Annotated in this window: 15 protein-coding genes, 1 rRNA gene and 2 pseudogenes; 11 read left to right on the top strand and 7 right to left on the bottom strand. The window is 38.2% G+C overall.

The genetic code is table 11. From position 1 onward, the window contains the following. Positions 1–4: 4 nt before the first annotated feature. The 3 genes from rrf to N4G44_RS23240 all read left to right on the top strand — a co-directional run bounded on the left by rrf (position 5) and on the right by N4G44_RS23240 (position 3052). A 5S ribosomal RNA gene (gene rrf / locus N4G44_RS23250) occupies positions 5–113 on the top strand. A 324-nt stretch (positions 114–437) separates the two neighbouring features. Next, on the top strand, positions 438–1556 hold the full coding sequence (locus N4G44_RS23245) for a vWA domain-containing protein (RefSeq protein ID WP_474930103.1): 1119 nt from the start codon (positions 438–440) through the stop codon (positions 1554–1556). Positions 1557–1612: 56 nt separating this feature from the next. Beyond that, a complete protein-coding gene (locus N4G44_RS23240; protein ID WP_474930102.1) occupies positions 1613–3052 on the top strand; it encodes an AAA family ATPase in 1440 nt (479 codons plus the stop codon). A gap of 225 nt (positions 3053–3277) precedes the next feature. On the opposite strand, the gene N4G44_RS23235 is transcribed toward N4G44_RS23240, so the two are convergent. The 3 genes from N4G44_RS23235 to N4G44_RS23225 form a co-directional block, all read right to left on the bottom strand. Then, complete coding sequence (locus N4G44_RS23235; protein ID WP_474930101.1) at positions 3278–4906, bottom strand: acyl-CoA carboxylase subunit beta; 1629 nt, start codon at positions 4904–4906, stop codon at positions 3278–3280. Positions 4907–5196: 290 nt separating this feature from the next. Then, a complete protein-coding gene (locus N4G44_RS23230; RefSeq protein WP_474930127.1) occupies positions 5197–5451 on the bottom strand; it encodes a GNAT family N-acetyltransferase in 255 nt (84 codons plus the stop codon). 35 nt (positions 5452–5486) lie between these two features. Continuing rightward, positions 5487–5678, bottom strand: coding sequence for a hypothetical protein (locus N4G44_RS23225; RefSeq protein ID WP_474930100.1), 192 nt, complete (start codon positions 5676–5678; stop codon positions 5487–5489). A gap of 287 nt (positions 5679–5965) precedes the next feature. On the opposite strand from N4G44_RS23225, the pseudogene N4G44_RS23220 reads away from it, so the two are divergent. The 3 genes and pseudogenes from N4G44_RS23220 (at position 5966) to N4G44_RS23210 (ending at position 8721) form a co-directional block, all read left to right on the top strand. Beyond that, positions 5966–6843: pseudogene (locus N4G44_RS23220) on the top strand (DMT family transporter). Between the two features lie 13 nt (positions 6844–6856). Continuing rightward, positions 6857–7939 carry a putative type IX sorting system protein PorV2 gene (locus N4G44_RS23215; RefSeq protein ID WP_474930099.1) on the top strand — a complete coding sequence of 361 codons (1083 nt, stop codon included), beginning with the start codon at positions 6857–6859 and terminating at the stop codon, positions 7937–7939. A gap of 23 nt (positions 7940–7962) precedes the next feature. Beyond that, positions 7963–8721, top strand: a complete 759-nt coding sequence (locus N4G44_RS23210) for a hypothetical protein (RefSeq protein ID WP_474930098.1) — start codon at positions 7963–7965, stop codon at positions 8719–8721. Between the two features lie 67 nt (positions 8722–8788). Here the strand turns inward: N4G44_RS23210 and uvrC are convergent. Both uvrC and N4G44_RS23200 read right to left on the bottom strand, forming a co-directional pair. Next, positions 8789–10581, bottom strand: a pseudogene (uvrC, locus tag N4G44_RS23205) (excinuclease ABC subunit UvrC). 86 nt (positions 10582–10667) lie between these two features. After that, positions 10668–11429 carry a hypothetical protein gene (locus tag N4G44_RS23200; RefSeq protein WP_474930097.1) on the bottom strand — a complete coding sequence of 254 codons (762 nt, stop codon included), beginning with the start codon at positions 11427–11429 and terminating at the stop codon, positions 10668–10670. Between the two features lie 137 nt (positions 11430–11566). Here N4G44_RS23200 and hutH point away from each other — a divergent pair, with 137 nt between their 5' ends. From hutH to N4G44_RS23180, 4 genes are all read left to right on the top strand, one after another. After that, the gene (gene hutH, locus N4G44_RS23195; RefSeq protein ID WP_474930096.1) at positions 11567–13054 is read left to right on the top strand and encodes a histidine ammonia-lyase; all 1488 of its coding nucleotides are present in this window, start codon (positions 11567–11569) and stop codon (positions 13052–13054) included. Positions 13055–13217: 163 nt separating this feature from the next. Next, complete coding sequence (locus N4G44_RS23190) at positions 13218–13886, top strand: flavin reductase family protein (protein ID WP_474930095.1); 669 nt, start codon at positions 13218–13220, stop codon at positions 13884–13886. Positions 13887–14002: 116 nt separating this feature from the next. After that, positions 14003–14449 (top strand): GNAT family N-acetyltransferase, encoded by a 447-nt coding sequence (locus N4G44_RS23185; RefSeq protein ID WP_474930094.1) that lies wholly within the window; start codon positions 14003–14005, stop codon positions 14447–14449. A 117-nt stretch (positions 14450–14566) separates the two neighbouring features. Continuing rightward, positions 14567–16057: a S8 family peptidase gene (locus tag N4G44_RS23180; RefSeq protein ID WP_474930093.1), complete on the top strand. Its 1491-nt coding sequence runs from the start codon at positions 14567–14569 to the stop codon at positions 16055–16057. 99 nt (positions 16058–16156) lie between these two features. Here the strand turns inward: N4G44_RS23180 and ygiD are convergent, their stop codons facing one another. Continuing rightward, the gene (ygiD, locus tag N4G44_RS23175; protein ID WP_474930092.1) at positions 16157–16984 is read right to left on the bottom strand and encodes a 4,5-DOPA-extradiol-dioxygenase; all 828 of its coding nucleotides are present in this window, start codon (positions 16982–16984) and stop codon (positions 16157–16159) included. Positions 16985–17091: 107 nt separating this feature from the next. Beyond that, the gene (locus N4G44_RS23170) at positions 17092–17604 is read right to left on the bottom strand and encodes a YceI family protein (protein WP_048502910.1); all 513 of its coding nucleotides are present in this window, start codon (positions 17602–17604) and stop codon (positions 17092–17094) included. Positions 17605–17985: 381 nt separating this feature from the next. On the opposite strand from N4G44_RS23170, the gene N4G44_RS23165 reads away from it, so the two are divergent. Further along, positions 17986–20127, top strand: a complete 2142-nt coding sequence (locus N4G44_RS23165) for a S9 family peptidase (RefSeq protein ID WP_474930091.1) — start codon at positions 17986–17988, stop codon at positions 20125–20127. Positions 20128–20236: the final 109 nt, after the last annotated feature.

Genomic DNA, 20236 nt, shown 5'->3' with positions numbered 1-20236 from the left:
TCTTTAGGGTGGTTTTAGCGGTGGGGCTCACCTGTTCCCATTCCGAACACAGAAGTTAAGCCCACCAGCGCCGATGGTACTGCGACAAGCGGGAGAGTAGGCCGCCGCCAGTTTTTATTTAAAGTCTCATACAGTTTTGTGTGAGACTTTTTTTTGTTTATATACACCATCCTATAAATGATGAGTGATGAATGATAAGTGATGAGAGTAATGGGTAATGAGTAATAAGATGATAAATGATACAATTAATCTGTGTAATTTTCCCTAATCCCTAATCCCTAAACCCTGATCTCTGCCATAAGCAATGCCCACCACAAAATCTGTGGAATATTCATCTCTACTATTGAGAATACTTTCACCAAGGTTATTTCTATTCATAAAAATTAAAATAGATTAAATCTCTTACAGGCCTTTTATTTATGTCGTAACTTTAGTATATGAAAGAGCATATTGTGAGAGGGTTCAGATTTGAAACTTATAAGGCACCGGAGCTATCTGTATTTGACCGGTTGCTGGAAATTTTTACAGATTTGCTGACCCATACCTCGGGTGATTTTGATGAAGCAATCGACTGGTTTCGAATGCTGGACGAAGAATACCAACTGACTACTCCGGAATATACTATTGATGATTTTATTGAAGACCTTAAAAAGAAAGGATATATCCGTGAAGAAGTCGATCCTAACGGTGGAAACGGAATTAGGCTGAGTGCAAAGATGGAGCAGAATATCCGTAAGCAAGCACTTAACCAGATATTCGGGAACCTTGGAAAAAGTGGAAATGGAAATCACAAGACCAATAAAAGCGGGACGGGAGAGGATACAACAGGAGAATTCCGTAATTATAGTTTTGGAGATCCGGTAGAGAAAATTTCCATTACCGAAAGTCTTAAGAATGCCCAGATCAATAACGGAATCGGAGATTTTCACCTTACTGAAGATGATTTAATTGTTGAAGACAGTATCCATCAATCTCAGATGAGTACGGTTTTGATGATCGACATCAGCCATAGTATGATTTTGTATGGGGAAGACCGCATCACTCCGGCCAAAAAAGTGGCAATGGCATTGGCAGAGCTGATTATAACACGTTATCCGAAAGATACTTTGGATATTATTGTTTTTGGCGATGATGCTTGGCCTGTTAAAATTCAGGAGCTGCCTTATTTACAGGTTGGGCCTTACCATACAAATACGGTTGCCGGACTTCAGCTGGCGATGGATATTTTACGCAGAAAGAGAAATACCAATAAACAGATTTTCATGATTACCGACGGGAAGCCGAGTTGTGTCCGTCAGTCGGATGGTACCTACTACATGAATTCTTATGGTTTGGATGAATATGTTGTCCAGAAATGTTATAATATGGCATCCCAGGCGAGAAGGCTGCATATTCCGATTACAACTTTCATGATTGCACAGGATCCATATTTACAGCAATTTGTGAGTGAATTTACAGAAGCCAATCAGGGGAAAGCTTTTTATACGGGATTGAATGGATTAGGGCATATGATTTTTGAAGATTATGAAACTAACCGTAAGAAAAGAATTCGATAAATTCATTCTTAATAAACAAATATTTCAATAAGTTAATAAATCAGATTTTAAATAAAATGACTGAAAAGCCAACTATAAAAACATTAGGCTCATTAAGAGCATCAGGATATCTATCAAAAAACATTAAAGACGAATTAAGAGATAATTTAAAAGCTAAAATTCGCAATAAAGAATCCGTATTTGAAGGAATTTTCGGATATGAAAATACGGTTATTCCTCAATTGGAACACGCCATTCTCAGCCGTCACAATATTAATTTACTAGGATTGAGAGGTCAGGCAAAAACAAGACTGGCTAGAATGATGACGTCTTTACTGGATGAATGGATTCCTTATATTGCAGGAAGTGAAATTAATGATGACCCTTTCCATCCGATTTCCCGGTATGCTAAAGAATTAATCGAAAAAGAAGGCGATGATACTTCTATAGAATGGCTTCACCGTGACGAAAGATTTTTCGAAAAACTGGCGACTCCGGATGTAACTGTTGCCGACCTGATCGGAGATGTTGATCCTATTAAAGCTGCCAACCTTAAACTTTCTTATGCGGACGACCGTGTGATTCATTTTGGAATGATTCCGCGTGCGAACCGTTGTATTTTTGTCATTAATGAATTGCCGGATCTTCAGGCGAGAATCCAGGTTTCTTTGTTTAATATTTTGCAGGAAGGAGATGTACAGATTCGTGGGTTTAAAGTGAGAATGCCTTTGGATATCCAGTTTGTTTTCACGGCGAATCCGGAAGATTATACCAATAGAGGAAGCATTGTGACTCCACTGAAAGACCGTATCGGATCGCAGATTTTGACCCATTATCCTGAAAATATCAATATTGCCAGGGAAATCACCAGATATGAATCCAGCTTAGACAGCCGTCAGAAAAATGGAGTATATGTTCCTTCTTTGGCGAAAGATCTTTTGGAACAGATCGGTTTTGAAGCTCGTGACAGCGAATATGTAGATACAAAAAGTGGAGTGAGTGCCCGTATGAGTATCACTGCTTTTGAAAATTTATTGAGTACTGCAGAGCGCAGATCTTTGTTAACAGGTGATGAAACAACATCTGTAAGATTAAGTGATTTTGTGGGGGTAATTCCTGCAATTACAGGGAAAGTGGAGCTGGTCTATGAAGGTGAACAGGAAGGGGCGGAAGCGGTTGCTCAGTTATTAATCGATAATGCAATCAGAACTTTATTCACATCCTATTTTCCGAAAGTGGAAAAGCTGGAGAAAAAACATATTGACGGACCGTTTAGCCAGATTACGGATTGGTTTCTGGAAGATGATGGCTCTTTGGAAATTACCGATGAATCTTCAGATGAAGTGTATGCAAAATCTCTTAACAGAATTGCTCCTCTTGACCAGATCATTGAAAAGTATCAGCCGGATACGTTACCGGAAGATATTTTATTCTTAAAAGAATTTATTCTTTGGGGATTAGCAGTGAATAAAAAACTGAATAAAGAGAGATTCAGAACGGGAGTGTTCTTTTCTTAGAACTAAATTTATATGAAGCTACTTCCCGCTTTCCGCACTCGCTATTTTTCTTTATTGGCTGCGGCGGTAAAGCCGCCGCAACCAATAAAGAAAAAATGAGCTCAAACAATTGCTGCAATCGGGGCTAGGGTGCAATCAATATTATAATTGAAGAAAGGATTAGAACAAAAAAAGATGTGGAATTGGTTTTCCACATCTTTTTTATTTTTAGAATAACAGATATTATCAAACCTGGATAACTCCCAGATTAAATTTTTCAGTAATAGGAGAGTGGTTGGCTGCTTCAATACCCATAGAAATCCATTTTCTTGTATCTGTAGGGTTGATGATCGCATCTGTCCAAAGTCTTGCAGCGGCATACGTGGCCTCTGTCTGTTTCTGATATCTTTTGGTAATCTTATCTAAGATTTCATTGTGCTCTTCCTCAGAGATTTCTTTGCCTTGCTTTTTCAAAGTAGATTCCTGGATTTGAACCAGAACTTTTGCTGCTTGCGATCCACCCATTACCGCAAGATCTGCCCATGGCCATGCCACAATTAATCTTGGATCATAAGCTTTACCGCACATAGCATAATTTCCGGCTCCGTAAGAGTTTCCAGTGATAATCGTAAACTTTGGAACTACAGAATTTGAAACGGCATTCACCATTTTGGCTCCGTCTTTAATAATTCCGCCATGCTCGGATTTTGAACCTACCATGAACCCTGTAACGTCCTGAAGGAATATTAAAGGAATCTTTCTCTGGTTACAGTTGGCAATAAATCTTGTTGATTTATCAGCTGAATCCGAATAAATAACTCCTCCAAACTGCATTTCACCCTTACCGCTTTTCACCAGCTTTCTCTGATTGGCAACAATTCCCACGGACCAGCCGTCAATTCTTGCTGTAGCGCAGATGATGCTTTTTCCGTAGTCAGGTTTATACTCTTCATATTCTGAATTATCTACCAGGCATTTAATGATTTCATAGGTATCATACTGCTCCGCTCGGGAAACGGGGATAATTCCAAAAATATTGTCTGGATTTTCTTTCGGTGGAAAACTCTCTATTCTGTCAAAGCCTGCTTTTTCAGTACTTCCAAGGGACTTCATGATATTTTTGATTCTGTCCAGAGCATCTTTATCATCTTTAGCCTTGTAATCGGTAACTCCTGAAATAGAGCAGTGAGTAGTAGCTCCTCCAAGTGTTTCATTATCAATACTTTCCCCGATGGCTGCTTTTACAAGATAGCTTCCGGCAAGGAAAATAGAACCGGTTTTGTCAACAATCATGGCTTCGTCACTCATGATCGGAAGATAGGCACCTCCGGCAACGCAGCTACCCATAACCGCCGAGATCTGGATGATTCCCATAGAGCTCATCTTGGCATTGTTTCTGAAAATACGCCCGAAATGCTCTTTATCAGGGAAAATCTCATCCTGCATTGGAAGATAAACTCCTGCAGAGTCTACCAGATAAATGATCGGAAGCTTATTCTCCATTGAAATTTCCTGTGCTCTCAGGTTCTTTTTTCCGGTAATAGGAAACCAGGCTCCCGCTTTTACAGAGGCATCATTAGCAACAACGATACACTGTCTCCCGGAAACGTAGCCCATTACGACTACAACTCCGCCACTAGGACAGCCTCCATGTTCTTCATACATTTCATAACCTGCAAATGCACCGATTTCTATAGAATCTGAATCTTTATCGAGAAGATATTCAATTCTTTCTCTGGCTGTCATTTTTCCCTCATCACGAAGCTTTTGAAGCCTCTTTTCTCCGCCTCCCTTTTTTATTTCAGCGAGCAATTGATTGATATCAGATAATTTTAATCTATTTTGATCTTCCCGTTTATTAAATTCAAGGTCCATAAAATTTCAATTTTTTACGGCTAAAGATACTATTTTTATAATGAATAAAGGTTGAAGTAAAACAAGTGTTTAATATATTGGTTCTCAGAAAATTGTGAAATTTTTAACAAAAAATTATTTTTAAATTACTGATATTTTTTCTAACTTTACTTCAGAGTAAATGGGATGATATTCCCTTATAATTACTCTAAGTTCCTAGTTTATTTTTTTAATAGTTTATTATTTGAAGGCCCTGAACGTTGAACAAATTTTCAGGGTTTTTTATGTCCATTAAGATCAAATTAGGGCAATTATTCAGAATAATATTTTCTGTATTCTATGATATTCAGATAGGAAGCTTCACCTTTGTTTTTCTGGTATTTTTTATAAGGGCTGAATCCTAACTTTTCAGGAATTTTTCGACTTGCTGTATTGGCTTCATCAACAGGATAGAGAATGTATTGAAAGGTAAAATTATTTTCTGAAAACTCAATCAGGCTGGTAATAATTTCAGTGCCTATTCCCGTACCCTGCTTATCTTTTCTTAACCAAAGTCCAAGTTCTATAGACTCTTCCGTAATATTATGAATGCCACAGCAGCCTATAAATTCCCATTGAGATCAAGAACGGCCATTACCAGATCGGTATTCTTTAATAGAGATTCTTGCGATGCTTTTACAAAACTAATGACGTCATTTCTATCCCCTGTTGGATTGAAAGGCATGTACCTGGTAACGTCTGCAGTGAAAAATTCGTTAATATCATCAATATATGTTTCATCTACAGGTTTCATTATCAACCGTTCCGTTTTAATTCTGATATTTGTGCTTAATCTCATCAAACAAAGCTATAACTTTTCTTTAAATAAAGTTTTTTGCGTTACAAACTCTTTGAATCGAGTTATAATGTTGTTTAGAACCTGAATAAATGTATCTTTTTTATTAATTTCTAAAATTAATTATAGAAAAAATATAAAAACAGACTAAATAATTATTTGTTAAGGTAATATTTATATTTTTTATGAGATTTATAAAAGCCTATTTGTAAATTTGCCTGTTAAAAATTTACAGAAGTTAGGATATGCAAAAATTAGCGCTTTTCAGGCTGCACTTGATTGTTTTTTTATGGGGGTTCACTGCAATTTTGGGAAAACTGATTCATGCCAATGCCCAGATTCTTGTATTTTACAGAATGCTGTTTGCTGCTGTGTTTTTATTCGTCTTTATCAGGGTTTATAAAAAGGAAAGCATTAAAGTATCAAGGAAAATATTTTTTCAGCTTGCAGGAATAGGTTGTGCCATGGCGCTTCACTGGTACTGTTTCTTTTATTCAATTAAAGTATCCAATGTTTCGATAGCGCTGAGCTGCCTGTCCCTTTCTACATTGTTTGCATCCATATTGGAGCCTGTAATTTTTAAAAGAAAGATTGATATCTCAGAAGTCGTGATGGGAGTCGTGATAGTTGCCTGTATACTATTAATCTTTAAAACCGAATTTCATTTCAAGGAAGGAATCGTCTATGGAATACTCTGTGCGGTGTTCGGGACTGTTTTCTCTGTTTTTAACGGCAAAATGTTTGGTAAAACCAGCTCGGGAAATATTATATTCTATGAAATTTTCAGCGGATGGTTTGTTCTTGCCTTATTTTATACGTTGACGGGACAGATTTTTCAGATCAATGAAATAAACTACAGAGATCTGGCGTTAATATGCTTATTGGCAAGCGTTTTTACTGCTTTTCCAATGCTGGAATCGGTGAAGCTGATGAAATATATTTCGCCTTTTACTCTAATTTTAACAGTTAATTTAGAACCTGTCTACGGAATTATACTAGCTTTTTTATCTTTGGAGAATCAGAAGAGATGAGTCCCATATTTTATGTGGCTTCAGGCGTTATGATACTGGCAATCATTGCAAACGGATTAATGAAAGCCAGAAAACAAAAAAACTTTAACTAAGCATCAAATTTATATGATGAAGAAATATTTTTTACTTGCATTTTCACTGCTGTTTGGGCTGTCTCAATCTCAGATCATAAGAAAATACTCCAATGAATTTTTAAATATCGGAGCCGGAGCGAGAGGACTGGCTATGGGAGGAGCCGTCATTTCCAACCAGGATGATGTGTATTCACCCATGTGGAACCCGGCCGGTTTAATGGCCATTGAGAAAGACTGGCAGGGAGCGGCAATGCACGCAGAATATTTCGAATCCATCGCGAAATATGATTACTTAGCTTACGCAAAAGTGCTGGAAGAAGGAGTGTTTGGAGTTTCAATCGTAAGACTGGGGGTAGATAATATCCTGAACACCACTCAAATGATTGATTCCGAAGGTAATATCGATTATGATAAAATTACAAAATTTTCCCAGTCTGATTATGCTGCCATCCTTTCCTATGCATTTAATCCAGCCGGAAATACTAAACTTGATGTCGGAGTAAATGCCAAAATTGTTTACAGAAATGTGGGGAAATTTGCCAGCGGATATGGTTTTGGTTTCGATATCGGAGCTATTTATAAAGCAGACAACGGATGGAAATTCGGAGGTATGTTGCGTGATGCAACGACTACAGTCAACTTTTGGAGCATTAACCAGAAAGAACTTTCAACGGTGGTGAACGGGGAAGAATTCAACCCGGCACCGAAAGATAAAATGGAACTTACGATGCCGAAACTGAATGTAGGGGCAAGTAAAATCTTCAACATTAACAGTAGTGTTTATGTATTGCCGGAAGCCGGTATCAACGTTGATTTTGCTAAAACAGCGGCTTTGATATCAACCGATTTTGCAAGTATTACACCCTACCTTGGTGCTGAACTTGGGTACCAGAAAATGATCTTTGTACGACTTGGGGTGAACAGGTTCCAGTCCATTACAGATATTGAAGACCTCAAAAGAAAAGTTTCTTTCCAGCCGAGCGCAGGTCTTGGGATAAAATACCGCGGACTTACACTGGATTACGCCATTACCAATTCAGGGATCGGAGGATCTAATTTCTATTCCAATTTTTTCTCTCTTAAACTGGATATGGGAGCGTTCAGAAATGATTAACTTTGAAACGTAATTTAAAAGCAATGAAAAAGATTTCTATACTTACATGTATATTCGCAGTAACAGCTGTTTTTGGACAGAAAGTTTCAGATTATAAATATATTTCCATTCCTCAGACCTTTAAGGATTTTGAAAAAGAATCCTATGGCCTGGATGGAGTTTTGATAAAAACCTTAAAATCTAAAGGTTATATAGCAATTCAGGAAGGAAAGGATCAGTGGCCCGCTGAAATTGATAAAAGCTCATGCAGTTTTGCGACAGGTAATATCAATAATAAAAGCAGTTTTCTGAGAAACAAAGTGGAAGTTGAGTTCAAAGACTGTAATGGAAAAGTATTATTTTCATCAAAAGGAGATTCCAGTCTTAAAGAATATAAAGAAGGATATCAGGATGCCCTTAACCGCTCTCTGGTTTCACTTCCCGTTTCAAATCCTGTGACCAATCTTCAGGTTACAAAAACTGAAAGTCCGAAAGAACAACAGGTTGTGAAAAAAACGGAAGAGGCTTCACCAGTACCCGTTTCTGAAAATAAATCCGGAAAATACACCAACGGTAAGGTAAATCTTCAGAAAATCCAGGTGGATAACAATCAGTTTATCCTGGCAGACGGAGGAAGCTCTGTGCCATTTGCTGTGTTTAAAAATTCTTCCAAAAAGGATGTTTTCAGAGTAAAACTTTCAGATGGAAGCTCTACCATCGGGTATTTTGAAAACGGAAATATCGTAATTGATATGCCGCAAACGAACGGAGAATTTGCCAAAGAAGTATTTTCAGCAAAATAGAACGTAACATAATACGATAAACGAATATAATCCTTAATCCAAACCGGAATTAAGGATTTTTTGTTTTTTAATTGCCGTTGAAATATTCGTAAATAACAGCAGCCTTACTTTTCCCAAGAATTTCTTCCAGAGTTTCCAGGTTCGATTCTTTGATTCGTTTTACAGATTTCAGTTTTGAAAGCAGAAGTTCAATCGTTTTTTCTCCAACGCCCGGAATTTCTTCAAGTTCAGATTTGATAGTAGAATTTTTTCGCCTTGTTCTGTGATGCCTTACTCCGAAACGGTGGGCTTCATCCCTTACTCTCTGCAGGATTTTTAAAGTTTCAGATTTTTTATCAAGATATAAAGGAATAGAATCTTCAGGAAAGAAAATTTCCTCAAGCCTTTTGGCGATCCCTACAATCGTGATTTTGCCATAAAGACCTAATAATTTTAAGCTTTTTACGGCAGATGAAAGCTGTCCTTTTCCTCCGTCTATAAGGATCAGTTGCGGAAGATCTTCTCCCTCGTCCAGCATTCTTTTATAGCGGCGATAAATTACCTCTTCCATGGTCGCAAAGTCATTGGCTCCTTCCACAGTCTTTGGATGGAAAATCCTGTAGTCAGCTTTACTTGGTTTACCGTCTTTAAAAACGACACAGGCGGAAACAGGGTTGGTTCCCTGAATATTCGAGTTATCGAAACCTTCAATATGTCTCGGTTCTACAGGCATCCGAAGAAGCTTCTGCATTTCGGACATAATTCTGTTTGTATGCCTTTCCGGATCTACAATCTGTACCTGCTTCAATTTTTCTAAACGGTATTCCTTTGCATTCTTTTCGGAAAGTTCCACGATCCTTTTTTTGTCACCAACTTTCGGAACGATGAGCTTTACATTCGGAATTTCCACAGATAAATGGAACGGAAGCAATACTTCCTTGGAATCGGAGCCGAATTTCTGGCGGATTTCTATCAATGCTTCTTCGAGGATATCTTCATCGGTTTCTTCAAGAATTTTTTAATTTCTGTGGTAAAACTCTGGATGATATTTCCGTTCCTGATCTTAAAGAAATTGACATAAGCAGCCGTTTCATCACTCGTCATTCCAAAAACATCCACATCATCAATATTAGGATTTACCACCGTATTCTTAGCCTGGTAATCTTCCAGAATATCCAGTCTTTCCTTGATGATCTGTGCCTCTTCAAATTTAAGGTTGGAAGCCATTTTCATCATCTGATTCACCAGATATTCTTTAGCCTTCCGGAAATCCCCTTTAATAATTCCACGGATAGCATCAATCTTTTCGTCATAATCTTCTTTGCTTTCCAGGTTCTCACAGGGACCTTCACAGTTTTTTATGTGATATTCCAGGCAGACCTTGTACTTTCCTTCTGCAATTTTTGAAGGGGAAAGATTAAGATTACAGGTTCTCAGCTTATAAATATGCTTAATGGTATCCAGTAAAATCTTTGCCGGCCGCACTTTTGCGTAAGGTCCGTAATATTCAGAACCATCCTTGATTACATTTCTGGTCAGGAATATCCTTGGAAAACTTTCATTTTTAATACAAATCCAGGGATAGGTCTTGTCATCCTTCAGCAATACATTATAAAAAGGGCGGTGCTCTTTTATCAGGTTGTTTTCCAGTAAAAGAGCATCATATTCGCTGTTTACGATGGTTGTTTCCAGACGGGCAATCTTGCTCACCATTATTTTAATACGGTAGCCCGGAAGGTTTTTATTGAAGTAGGACAGAACCCTTTTCTTTAAATGCTTGGCTTTTCCTACATACAGTAATTGATCGTTTTTATCATAATAACGATAAACGCCAGGTTCCGATGGTAAAGTTTTGAGCTGTAATTCTAAAGAAGGATTCATATAACAAAATTAAGGAAACTTTCCCTATTTAAAAAAAGAAAACCTGCAGATGACTCTACAGGCTCATTTTATTGTTCAAAGTATTTTTATCCGTGGTTCATTTCGGTATATTGATAGATCAAGAAGCTTAGATAATCCCATTCTACGGAGTTTTTAGGGTACTTCTTCATGAATTCTGCATTGTCGCCAAAAAGGAAATCGTAGTTGTCTTCAAAATCATCTTTATGAAGCCACATCACTTTGTCACCCTTTTTTACATAATAAGATTTGATGACACCGCCGCCAAATGCAGGAGCCCCGGCAAAACCTGTAGAAATGGTTTCTGAAGCAAACGGATCATGATAAACCGTAATAAGTTCATTAAATTCAGGATTGATAACCTGCATTAAAAAAGCTTTAGGCTCTTTCTTGTTTTTTAAAGAAACAATCTGGTTTTCATAGGGGATTGCATCATTGGTTACAGACTTACTGTATTTTTTGGTACTGTAATTTCTCATGTTTGAAATGAACTTTCCTGCTTTCATAGATTTTTCCCTTTCTGTCGCATACAAATACATTTCAGCAATGTCTGCTGCTGCAAATTTCATAGGCTTTCCTGTGTCAACATCTTCAATGGTAATGGAAAGAATCTGTCCCCTCTGCTTTTCCCATGATTTACTGTAACCCTGGTATTCAGTATTGTCTTTTAATATAATTGTAGAAACCTTTTTATCAGATGCAGTATCGAAACCTTCGTTAAACAGATAACGATTCATTTCTTTTCTTTCTTCTTTGGAATATTTTACTTTCTGGGCGAAAGTTGCAGTACCTGCAAGACATAAGGTAAGCAGTAAAGTTTTAAGTTTCATAAGTTATTAGTAATTGTTTTTAAATTCGGTGGTAAAAATAGCAAATTAATTTACTTATTGTTTATAAAAATGCAACGCGGCAAAATTTAGCTTTTCCAATTATCGTTAAATGTGTAATTTTAAGGAAATTTTTAGAAATGATATACGGTGTAGATGTTTTCACTTTCCATGATGTTCTGGAAATCTGTAAAAAACCAGGTAAAGCCAAACTTAATAAAGCGGCCAAAGAACAGATCCTAAAATCTCAGAAAAATGTTCAGAAAATTGTAGAGTCCGATAGATGCGTCTATGGGATCAATACTGGTTTTGGACCTCTTTGCGATACCAAAATATCAGCTGACGAAACTGCCCAGCTGCAGTATAACCTTATTATTTCCCATGCAGTAGGAGTAGGAAAGCCTATCCATAAAGAACTTTCCAAAATCATGATCATTGCAAAAGTTCATGCCTTATCAAAAGGATTTTCAGGAGTTTCCCTGGAAGTGATTGAAAGACTGATTCTGATGCTGGAAAAAGATATTATTCCTGTAGTGCCTGAACAGGGTTCTGTAGGAGCATCGGGAGATTTGGCCCCTCTTGCCCATCTTGTATTGCCATTATTGGGATTGGGCCAGGTTTGGGAAGGAGATCAGATCTACGATACTATGGAAGTTCTGGACAGACATGGTCTTGAACCATTGGCCTTGGGCCCGAAAGAAGGTTTGGGGCTGATCAACGGAACCCAGTTTATTTTAGCTCATGCAATCAAAGGATTAGAAAAGTTTGAATACTTACTAAACCTTGCAGATTTGACTGCTGCAATGAGTATTGAAGCTTACAGAGGTTCTGAAAGTCCGTTCAAAAAAGAACTTCACGATATAAGACCTTTTGAAGGCAGCAAGAAAGTAGCGGCCAGAATGGTTAAATTTTTAAAAGGCTCAGAAAACATGAAGGCCCATGAAGACTGTGAAAGGGTTCAGGATCCATACTCGATGCGATGTGTTCCACAAGTACACGGTGCCAGCAGAAATGCTTTTGAACATCTTAGAATGATGGCAGAAACGGAACTGAATTCTGTAACGGACAACCCGATCGTTCTAAGTGCTGAAGAATCTATTTCCGGAGGAAACTTCCATGGACAGCTGATGGCCCTTCCATTGGATTATGCAACATTGGCAGCAGCAGAGCTTGGAAATATTTCAGACAGAAGAAGTTATTTATTACTGGAAGGAAAATACGGACTTCCAAGATTGCTTACGGAAAGCTCAGGACTGAATTCAGGATTCATGATCCCGCAATATACTTCAGCAGCTTTGGTTACGGAAAATAAAACACTGTGTTTCCCGGCTTCGGCAGATTCCATCCCTACAAGTCTGGGACAGGAAGACCATGTTTCCATGGGAAGTATTTCCGGCAGAAAATTCAATCAGGTGCTGGGAAATCTGGTTAATATTTTAGCTGTGGAATTAATGTTTGCAGCACAGGGACTGGAATTCAGGAGACCTTCAAAATGCTCGAAGATCATTGAAGAAAATTTTGCAATCATTCGTTCAAAAGTGAAAAAGCTTGAAGATGACAGATTAATAGGGCAGGATATGCTGGCCATTGCAGAGCTGATCAATAACAGAGAATTTAAAGTAGATTAATTCGATTAAATAATACAAGGGCTTTCAGAAAATGAAAGCCTTTTTTGTATTAATATTTTTTACATGATTTTTTTATATTGGATATCCTATCAAACAAATATGGCAGGAAATGGATTTTTTGTAATGAATGAACAGAATACTTTTGTCTGTAAAAAATGACATCATGCATAAAATAAGTACACCCTCTATTTTGTATTTTGGTACACCGGTAATCCTTATTTCAACAACGAACGAAAATGGCAGTTTCAACGCTGCTCCCATTTCATCAATATTCTGGTTAGGCTGGAGGTGTGTAATTGGTATTTCGGCGGTATCTAAAACTTCCGAAAATTTATTAAGAACCGGCGAGTGTGTCATCAATCTTCCTTCAGAAGATCAGGTGGAAATGGTTAATAAACTTGCTTTAACAACCGGTTCTAATCCTGTTCCCAAAGGAAAGCAAAATAAAGGATATCGCCACGAATCCCGAAAATTTGAGATTGCCGGAATGACACCTGTTCAATCGATATTGATTAACCCTCCAAGAATATTAGAATGCCCGGTACAGATGGAAACCCGCCTTGCTAAGGTAAATCTGTTGGCAGAAGATCATGATACTCAGCGAGGAAACATTATCTACATAGAATTAAAGATTGTAAAGGTACATTTAGAAGAATCTATTCTTATGGATGGTTTTCCCAACCGGGTTGATCCAGACAAATGGCGCCCGCTTATAATGAGCTTTCAACAATTTTACGGACTTGGTAGTAAACTTCATGAATCTACCTTAGCCCAGGTTCCGGAAGAACTTTATCGTACTGCTGAATTTGATTCTATTCAACAAAGTAAATAACAGAGGAGATATTTTTTAATAATATAATCATTTAATAAATTTGTTTTTTCTGTAAGATTTAAAAAATTAACAGCAAAAAATAATCTTAAGATATTATTTAATTCATAAAACAAAAGATGATTACAAACAGAACCGATTCTTCCAATACAGATTTTCAGGATTTAGTAAAACTTCTGGATGCCGATCTGGCTGTCCGTGATGGAAAAGATCATGAATTTTACCACCAGTTTAATTCAATTAATGCTCTGAAAAACTGTGTGGTAGCTTATTCTGAAGATACAGCTGTTGGTTGTGGTGCGTTTAAACCTTTTTCAAAGGATACTGTAGAGATCAAAAGAATGTATACCAATGAGCAAATGAGAGGGAAAGGATTTGCATCGAAAATATTAAATGAACTGGAAGTCTGGGCCAAAGAAGAAGGGTTTAGCAAATGTGTTCTGGAAACTGGCATCAAGCAGCCGGAAGCCATTGCTCTGTATGAAAAAAACGGATATTACAGAATTCCTAATTACGGACAGTATATTGGTATTGATAATAGCGTTTGCTTTGAGAAATTACTGTAAATTTTTTAACAGCTGGGTATAAAGATTCATATTCAGGTAATACTAAATTCATTTTTTATAAGCTTTTAATTCACGTCAAAGTGTTATATTGTGGTTCCAAACCATACAATTAATACTATGAAAAAAAGTACATTTTACCTTCTGGCGCTGTTCCTTACATTGAATTCGTGTACCAGGGATGAACTTCAGACCGAAAATCCATCTGTTCAAGTTGTTCAGAAAGACCCCTTAACAGGGAAGCAGATCAATTCGGAAATTAACAGTACGATCAAGAACACCGGAACATTTAACTGGAAAAACGCCTCGGACCACTTGCTTTGGAGTGCAGTTTTCAGGGGAAACAGGATGGTTTCCATCGGCTTTGGAGCTTCAAAAGATGATTTCGACAGAAGTCTGTCGGCAAACAGCAAAGCAATGGAAGCGGAGATCCTTGATGTCATCAGACAGCAGGAAGGCGTTGAGCAGACGAGATTTCTGATTTCTTCCGATCAGTATCTTAATCAGATAGATGTTGTCATAGAAAAGGAAGAAACTATTACAGCACTGCGGAAGATGAAAACCATCCGGTATGTAGAGCCGGGGAATTATCATTATTTTGAAATAGAAAACAGTATTAATCCTAATGCAAAATCAAGTGGTTCTTCAGGATGTGGATTTGATTCTGCTGTTTTAAATGCTGCAGATTATACCACAACGGCTCCTAATGCTAAAATTCCATGGGCTTTTACCCAGCACAATATTCCCAATGCCTGGAGCTACAGTACGGGAGCAGGAGTGACCATAGGATTGATTGATACCGGGGTTTCGCCCGAACAGACCTTATTGGGAAGCAGTTTCAATACCGGCGCTTCTTCCGGAAGAACAATCAGCAAATTCGGATCATATGTCAACGGATCCACTACAGACGGTCCTGCAGATCAATGCGGACACGGAACAAAGATGGCTTCTGTAATGGCAGCCCCGAAAAATAATGCAGGACTTCCCGTAGGAGTTGCCTACAATGCCAATCTCATTACGTACCGTGCGGCTTCCAATGTTGTGCTGGAAACTTCCAGTGAGCAGAATGGAGTAAAAACAGCATTCACTGATCTGGCTAATAATACGAGTGTGAAGATTATTTCCATGTCGATGGGACATATTTTCTCCGTAGGAAAGATTGAGGATGGGGTAAAATATGCCTATTCCAAAGGAAAGCTGATTTTCTGTGCCGGAGGTACTTCTACCAGTTTTACCAACTTTGTTGGCGTTATTTTCCCGGCAAGTATGTCTGAAACACAGGCCGTAACCGGAGTAAAAGAAGGAACTTCCAACCAGAAATGTGACGTTTGCCACTCCGGAAGCCAGATCGATTTTACCTTCCAGATGGAAAGATCCAATGGAAATACAGTTCCGGTTTTAAGTTATTACAACAATCAGGCTGATTATGTAGGCGGTTCATCAGTGGCTACCGCTGCCACAGCAGGTATTGCTGCCCTGGTCTGGGCCAAAAATCCTTCATGGACAAGAGATCAGGTGCTGAATAAAATGAGACAGTCTGCCACCTATTATCCTACTGTAAATTCAAGTTATGGCTACGGAAACATCAATGTTCTGAAAGCTGTACAGTAAGTTATTATAATATAAAATATTGGGGATATCTCAATCTGCCTGAGCGGCACGGATTGATGATATTCCCTTTTTTAAGACTTCAGGCTTTCAATACCCATATTATCCTATCCTTACACTGGTCATGCTTAAAGATCCCCCGATCAGTTCATCATTGAATAAAGAAAGGTTTTCAGCTTTATCCTTCAAACCTAATGTATAGATCAGCGGAAGGTAATGATCTGGTGTAGGAACAGCATACTGAAGGAATGTTCCCTGTTTCTGGTAATCTATAATATTCTGGAAATTTCCGTCCAGAAGCCAGTTGTTGGTTTTTTCACGTGCTTCAATAGCCCAGTCCCAGCCGGCACCTACCGTATCAATGTTTTTCCAGTCGATCAGGCGGAGATTATGAACAATATTCCCGCTTCCGATAATCAGAATTCCTTTTTCGCGGAGCTTATTCAGCCTTTTGGCAAGGTCAAAATGATATTGCGGAGGTTGGGTATAATCTATACTCAGCTGTATGACCGGAATATCCGCATCAGGATACATATGTTTAATGACTGACCATGCGCCGTGGTCAAGTCCCCAGTTGTGATCTTCCTCCACTAAAACAGGAGTCAAAAGCTCAGCTGTTTCTCTGGCCAGTTCCGGGTTTCCGGGAGCAGGATACTGTACATCGAATAATGCCTTCGGAAAACCTCCGAAATCATGGATTGTTCTGGGCATATCCATTGCCGTTACAAAAGTTCCCTGTGTATACCAATGCGCAGAAACACACAAAATAACATTAGGTTTCGGAATTTCCTGAGCCGCTTTTCTGAAGCCCTGCACAAACTGATTTTCTTCAATAGCATTCATCGGTGAACCGTGCCCTAAAAACAGGACAGGCATTCTTTGGGTATTTCCGAAATTATTGCTGATATTTTGCAGATCGTTGAGGTTCATAAATAAGTAATTATTGAAAAAGGTCCAAGGCTTTTAGAAAAATCCCTGAACCTTTTGTACGTTAATTGTATGGTAGTTTTTGAATTTTCTCAAAAACCAGATCTATATTATGCCTGTTTTACAAATTGTAATTCTCCGGCGATTTTTACTTCATCACTTACCATTACGCCTCCTGCTTCAAGAGCTGCATTCCAGTTAAGCCCATAGTCTTTTCTGTTAATTTTTCCTTCAAAAGAAAATCCTGCTTTTGTATTTCCCCATGGATCAACGTTGATTCCACCGAAGTCTACATCTAAAGTGATAGGTTTTGTAATACCGTTTACCGTAAGATTTCCTGTTACTTTATCATTTAAAGCCTGGGATTCAAATGTAATAGTAGGATATTGTTCTGCATTGAAAAATTCAGCTGATTTCAAATGGTTATCTCTGTCCGTATTGTTTGTGAATACAGAATCAGTCTGTATGGTAGCTGTAGTTTTAGCGTTGGCGAAGCTATCATCTTCAGATTCAATTTCAGCATTGAAAGTTCTGAAGCTTCCTTTTACATTAGAGATCATCATGTGTTTTACTTTGAAAGTAATTTCACTATGCGTTGGGTCTAGGTTCCATTTTGTTGCCATTGTATTTTATTTTTTGTTTGTTATTGATACTGCAAATGTAGGGTGGAGGAGATATACAAATCATTGATATAGGTTAAGAAATGAGATTGATTGGTGAATGGTCAGTTTTGCTTCGCAAATGAATGGTCAATTATTAGTGCTGGTCAATTCACGATTGGCTGTTGACATTTCACTCAAAGTTTCATGTGAATGGTCAATTTTTGCTTCGCAAGTGAATGGTCAATTGGCTTGGGAAAAATTCACCATTGACGATTCACCATTCACACTAAGTTAAGAATTTATTTTTATCAGTACATTAATTCTAATTTATGAATGTTTTATTTTAACATTTGTTAACGAATGGTTTTTATTTCTTATTTTTGAAGGATTCAATTTTATACAATGAAATTATATAGATTTTCTTTATTGATGCTGGTTTTGGGTAGTTCTGCAATGGCACAGACCCAGAAATTTACAATGGCGGAGGCAGTGAACGGACTGAGGACAAATCTGGCCGTAAAAAACATTTCCCAGTTTTCCTGGACTGCAGATGGTAAGTCGTATATCCAGGCTGTAAAAGGCGGTTATCTGATTACAGATCTTAAGTCAAGCAAACAGGATACGCTCGTATCTTTAACCCAGTTAAACAAATCATTCTCTGATGCACAGCTGAAAGCCGTTCCGCAGATTAAATTTACAAGCGGGTCAAGCGGTTATTTTAATGCCAACGATAAAATGTTCTGGATCGAGAAATCCGGAAATTCATGGAAGGTAAAAACAGCAGCTGCCGTAGACTCGAATGCTTCCAATATAAAAGTATTCGGAGATAATCAAACTTTTGCATTTACCGTAAAGAATAATTTATTTGTTAATAAAAACGGAAAAACAGTTGCTGTAACCAACGATTCCGATGAAAATATCATCAACGGAGGAGCAGCAGTCCACAGAAATGAATTCGGGATCGATACGGGAATTTTCCCTGCACCGAATTCAGAATCGGTAGCATTTTACAGAATGGATCAGACCATGGTAGCGGATTATCCTGTGATCGACTGGTCCGTAACGCCGGCAGTCAATCACAACGTCAAGTATCCAATGGCTGGGCAGAAGTCCCATGAGGTAACTTTAGGGGTTTATAATATCAAAAATCAGTCAACTACTTTCCTTAAAATTGATGGTGAAAAAGATCAGTACCTGACAGCGGTTACCTGGAGTCCGGACTCAAAATATATTTTTGTTGCCGTTCTGAACCGTGGACAGAATCACATGAAAATGAATCAGTACGATGCAGCTACAGGAAATCTGGTAAAAACCTTGTTTGAAGAAACCAGTGACAAATATGTTGAGCCTCAGCATCCGCTTACCTTTTTCCCTAATTCCAATACAGACTTCATCTGGCAGAGCCAGAGAACGGGCTATAATCACCTGTTCCACTACAGCCTTGAAAAGGGACTTATTGCTCAAATCACAAAGGGAGACTGGTTGGTAACCGACATTTTAGGCTTTAATGATAAGAAAAAGGAAATCTATTTCACTTCCACGAAAGAAACACCTCTGGAAAAACATTTATACAAAATCAACTGGACAAACTTCAAAACGCAGCGTCTGGATAATGCAGCAGGTGTACATACAGGAATCCTGAGCAGCGACGGGAATTACCTTTATGATAATTACAGCAATGCAGGTACGCCCAGATCTGTCAATATCATTAATACGAATACGGCAAAGTCTACCAATATTCTTACAGCAGAAAATACATTGAAAAATTATCAGAGACCTGAAATTAAAAATGTAGAATTAAAAGCTGATGACGGAACACCGCTTTACGGAAAAATCATCCTTCCGACAGATTTTGACGCCACCAAAAAGTATCCGGTAATCGTTTATCTTTATAACGGACCACACTTGCAGCTCGTAACCAATACTTTCCCGGCATCGGGTAACCTTTGGTACGAATACATGGCACAAAACGGATACATTATTTTTACCATGGACGGAAGAGGTTCTGCCAACCGTGGAATGAAGTTTGAGCAAGCAGTGTTCAGAAACCTGGGAACTACCGAAATGAACGATCAGATGAAGGGGGTAGATTACTTAAAGTCCCTTCCTTATGTAGATTCTCAGAGAATGGGGATCCACGGATGGAGCTTTGGAGGATTTATGACCACAAGCTTTATGCTCCGCAATCCGGACGTTTTCAAAGTGGGCGTTGCAGGAGGTCCTGTGATCGACTGGAAAATGTACGAAATTATGTACGGTGAAAGGTATATGGATACACCACAGGAAAACCCTCAGGGATATGCTACGGCTAATCTTCTGGACAAAGTTCAGAATCTGAAAGGAAAATTGCTGATGATCCATGGAGCTCAGGACGATGTAGTAGTTTGGCAGCATTCCATCAAATTTATCAAATCTGCTGTAGACAACGGAGTTCAGCTGGATTATTTTGTATATCCTGGACATCCGCATAATGTAATTGGGAAGGACAGAGTCCACCTGATGCAGAAAGTAACCGATTACTTTGATCAGTATCTGAAGAAATAACAGGGAATCCAGCCGTCAGGCTGGATTTTTTAATTTACTCTTAAACTCAGGATAATCTGTTCTTATCAAAGATCAATGCTTTTAATCTTCATCATTCGTAATTTTGCTT

It is taken from the genome of Chryseobacterium sp. GTID13 (assembly GCF_056172655.1).
The sequence above is the reverse complement of the archived record's forward strand: the minus strand, read 5'-3'. Positions and strand labels throughout refer to the sequence as shown.